Annotated in this window: 6 protein-coding genes; all 6 read left to right on the forward strand. The window is 69.9% G+C overall.

Features of this window, described 5'->3' with window-relative positions:
- Positions 1-113 precede the first annotated feature (113 nt).
- On the forward strand, positions 114-869 hold the full coding sequence (locus tag JF597_RS01625) for a hypothetical protein (protein ID WP_293987545.1): 756 nt from the start codon (positions 114-116) through the stop codon (positions 867-869).
- Positions 870-887: 18 nt separating this feature from the next.
- Entirely contained in the window at positions 888-1,937 is a 1,050-nt protein-coding gene (locus JF597_RS01630; RefSeq protein WP_293987547.1) for a major capsid protein, read from the forward strand.
- Positions 1,938-1,942: 5 nt separating this feature from the next.
- Positions 1,943-2,266: a hypothetical protein gene (locus tag JF597_RS01635; protein WP_293987549.1), complete on the forward strand. Its 324-nt coding sequence runs from the start codon at positions 1,943-1,945 to the stop codon at positions 2,264-2,266.
- Positions 2,267-2,360: 94 nt separating this feature from the next.
- Entirely contained in the window at positions 2,361-2,693 is a 333-nt protein-coding gene (locus tag JF597_RS01640; protein WP_293987551.1) for a hypothetical protein, read from the forward strand.
- Complete coding sequence (locus JF597_RS01645) at positions 2,690-3,535, forward strand: hypothetical protein (protein ID WP_293987553.1); 846 nt, start codon at positions 2,690-2,692, stop codon at positions 3,533-3,535. Before JF597_RS01640 ends, JF597_RS01645 begins: the two co-directional genes overlap by 4 nt.
- Positions 3,532-3,807, forward strand: a complete 276-nt coding sequence (locus JF597_RS01650) for a hypothetical protein (RefSeq protein WP_293987554.1) — start codon at positions 3,532-3,534, stop codon at positions 3,805-3,807. Before JF597_RS01645 ends, JF597_RS01650 begins: the two co-directional genes overlap by 4 nt.
- Positions 3,808-3,884: the final 77 nt, after the last annotated feature.

The raw sequence follows: 3,884 nt of genomic DNA on the forward strand, positions 1-3,884 counted from the left end.
TAAGACCACCCCGGCCAGACAGGTCGGGGAAAACGGGACCACGCCCTCTCCTCGTGGACGCTCACCGGCTGGTGCAGCAGTCACCGCACACCGCAGTTCACCAGGAGAAGGCCGTGAACGACTTTCAGCCCTACTCCTACACGGACAGCGTCACGGCCGACCGCCCGTGGCTTGCGTCCCTGGTAGGAGTCCAGGACACCAACACCATCACTCTCGACCTGACCAAGTTCACGTCGGGCACCCACTACGTGGCCGCGACGAACCCGGCCCTCCAGGGCCGCAACGTCATGAAGTCCGGCATCCCCCTCGGCGTGGTCACCTCTTCCGGCCTGTACGCCCCTTACTCGGGGCCCCGGTCCGAGGTCCAGACCGTCACCATCACCGGCGGACCCACCGGCGGCACGTACACGCTCACCTTCAGCGGGCAGACCACCGCGGCGATCCCCTACAACGCGACCGCCGCCCAGGTGAAGACCGCCCTCGAGGCACTGTCCAACGTCAACCCGGGTGACGTCGCCGTGTCCGGCGGCCCGCACCCCGCCACCGCGGTCGTGGTCACGTTCGGCGGCCAGTACCTGTCCGACGACGTCACGCAGATGACGGCGTCCGGATCGTTCACCGGCGGCACCAGCCCGGCCATCGCCGTGACCACCACCACCGCAGGCGGCGGCGCGTCCGCCTCCGACGGCACCGAGGTCCTCGCCGGATTCCTCGTCGACGGCTTCAGCTTCAACCCGGCCTCCACCAAGGCCGCAGGCGCACTGCTGTGGCACGGCGAGATCTACGCCGAGGACTGCCCGATCCCGTTCGACCCCACCGACGTGGCCTCCACGGCGCCCGGGGTCAGCTTCCACTACCGCACCCGATAAGCGAAGGAGGAGATCACCATGGAGGCTCTTGAGCTCCTCCTGCGGGACACCAACGACACCGATCTCACGGTGTACGCCCGCCAGCTGGACACCCCCGCCAACTACGCGCTCACCCGGCAGATCCTGCCGGAACGGCGCATCCAGGGCATCAAGTTCCGCACCACCAGCGCGAAGCGCCGCGTCAACGCCGCCAAGTTCCGCGCCTACGACGCGCCCACCGCGCTCGCCAAGCGGCAGGCGGAGCGAGTCGTCAACGAGGGCCAGCTGCCTGCCCTCGGCCAGACCCTGCCCATCACAGAGATGGACCAGATCCTCCTGGACGTCGGCCACGGCAAGGACACCCAGGAGTACATCGACCTCCTCTACTCGGACGTCGACCGGCACGTGGAGTCCATCCAGACCGCGCAGGAACTCGCCGCCGGCCAGCTCCTGGCCAACGGCACGGTTAACCTGCCGGGCCTGGGCCTGGACGTCAACTGGAACGTCCCCTCGGCGAACATGCCCACCGCGTCCGTGCTGTGGGACCAGCCCACCGCCACCCCGCTCTCCGACGAGCGCGCCTGGATCGACTACCTCATCGACTCCGGCGCCCCCGCCCCGCGCGAGGTCCTCACCTCCCGCCGGGCCCGCTCCATGCTGGCCTCCAACGCGGAGTACCAGATCGCGTTCTACGGGCAGAACGCCTCGAACAACCCGGGCACCACGCTTTCTCCGCCCGAGGTCGACTCCGTCCGCGCCCGGTTCGGCCTGCCGCCGATCCGCATCTACGACGTGCAGGTGTGGAACGACGACACCTACCAGCGGGTCATCCCGGACACCAAGTGGATCCTCATCCCGGACGTCCCGGCGTCCGAATGGGCCCAGACCCAGTACGGCGTCACCCGCGAGGCCGCCAAGTTCACCTCCGGCACCAACCCGGCCCTCACCCGCGAAGAGGCCCCCGGCATCGTCGTGGTGACCAAGGTGGACGACGACCCGGTACAGATCTACACCCGCGGTGCCGCGATCGGCATGCCGGTGCTGTACGTGCCGGACATCCACATCTCGGCCACCGTCCTCGGGGCCTGATCGCCATGGCCAAGCTGGTAAAGGCCGTGCACGTCAAGGACCCCGACCGCAACCGCATGGTCCTGCTGCTGCCGGGGGAGGAGCCCGAGCCGCGCCTTGCGGCCCGGATCACCAACCCCGACGCCTGGGAGGACGGCGAACTGCCCGACTCTGTGGACGCCTCCGACGCCGACACCGGCGCCAAGGGAGACGCCGACAAGGGCGCGGCCGGCGAGGACACACCCGACAAGGCTGCTTCGGCGGCCAAGAAGACCGCCGCGCGTAAGACCGCGGCGACCGGCCGGTCTCGGGGCCGGGACGCCGCTGGGGAGGGCGACAGCGGCGAGTAGCGGCGTGCGGGCCCGCCACCAGTGGTGGGGGCGCCACCCGGCGGGCCCGCACCCGTGAACCCCCACCCCCCGACCCACCGTCTTGGAGGCCCCTGTGGACGCCGCCGTACTCGCCTGGCTCAAGAGCGAACTCGGAGCTGACACCGACCAGAGCGACCTGATCGTCCGCTACGCCCGCCTCGGCACCGCACGCGCCGTAGCGATCGAGGTCGTCCGTGAACGGCTCGCCGCGCTCCGCGCCCAGCCCTCCACCGTCAACGTCAGCTCCGTCGTCGGCGTCTCCTACGTGGAGAACATCAAGGCCTACGAACGCCAACTGGCCAAACTCGAGAGCGGCGAACCGCCAGCCCCCGACGACCCCGCTGGCACCGGCGACGACTCCGGCACGATCGGCATCGTGTACCTGCGGGAACGGGCCCGCCGATGACCACCGCCCTCCAGCAGACCGACGACCGGGCCGAACTCACCACCCTCATCACCGCGATGACCGGCGAACTGGTCCGCCAGTGGAAGCGCCTGGCCACAGCCCAGGACAACCTCCTGCACACCCTGGAACGCATCCAGCGCGGGTTCGGCGCCACCACCCGCATCAACGGCATCATCACCGACTTCAACCAGCAGGTCGGCGAGTTCTCCCGCCTCACCACCGCGCTCGCGGAACGCTGGGCCGCCCAGGACCTCCCCATCGCCTACCGCGACGGAGCCCAACGCGCCCTCCGCAAAGCCGGCGCCGACCTCAGCCTGTTCCAGTGGTCCACCGGCCACCAGGCCGCCATCACCGGCCTGACCGCCACCTTCTACACCGACCTCGTCGGCCGCATCCAGGAAGCCGTACGACGCGCGCAGGCCTTCGCCCGGGCCGCCCAGGACGCCACCCGCGAAGTCACCCTGGGCCGAAACCACGACCGACTGGACTCCGCCCGCCTGGCCGCCGACCACCCGCTGTCGACGATCATCTACCGGGACAGCTCCCGGCACCCGGTCAAGTCGTGGGCCCAGTCCGCCCTCACCTACCAGGGCGTCGTCACCGCCAACCACGGCGCCATCAACACCGGCGCCCTGGACCTCGAGGCCGCCTGGTTCGAATGCGTGGACGGGCCGGAGTGCGGATTCGTCTCTCATCAGGACACCGACCACGCCAGCGGCACCATCCGATCCGCCGACGACGCGGCCGCCTACCCCACCGCCCACCACGGCTGCATCCGTGAGTGGATCCCGCGCCCTGACCTGAACAACCGTCGCGGACTCGTCTCGGGGGACCCGGCATGAGCCATGACCGCGACATGCCGCCTTCGCAGTGGCCGACCCTCGCCGAGGCAGGCATCACCAAGGTCACCGACGACATCTACTACGGCTGGATCGACAACACCGCCGACCCCACGTTCTGGCACTGGTGCCCGGCGCAAGGCCGCTGGGTGGCCGCAGGCACATGGAAGCACCAGATGGTGTCCCGGGAGCCCCTGCATCTCGAGCCGTCGCTGCTGTGGAAGTGCTGCGGACTGCACGGATGGGTCCGCGACGGGAAGTGGGTGTCAGCGTGACCGAACAACCCATCGGGCCCATCCTCGACGGCCTCGGGACCACCATCGACCTGGACGACGGCGACCTGGTCGCGTCC

Source organism: Streptomyces sp. (assembly GCF_019510245.1).
Classification (GTDB): Bacteria; Actinomycetota; Actinomycetes; order Streptomycetales; family Streptomycetaceae; genus Streptomyces.

Coding starts and splice junctions, on each gene's coding strand:
- JF597_RS01630 (WP_293987547.1), top strand. CDS start 888: ATGGAGGCTCTTGAGCTCCTCCTGCGGGACACCAACGACACCGATCTC.
- JF597_RS01635 (WP_293987549.1), top strand. CDS start 1,943: ATGGCCAAGCTGGTAAAGGCCGTGCACGTCAAGGACCCCGACCGCAAC.
- JF597_RS01645 (WP_293987553.1), top strand. CDS start 2,690: ATGACCACCGCCCTCCAGCAGACCGACGACCGGGCCGAACTCACCACC.
- JF597_RS01650 (WP_293987554.1), top strand. CDS start 3,532: ATGAGCCATGACCGCGACATGCCGCCTTCGCAGTGGCCGACCCTCGCC.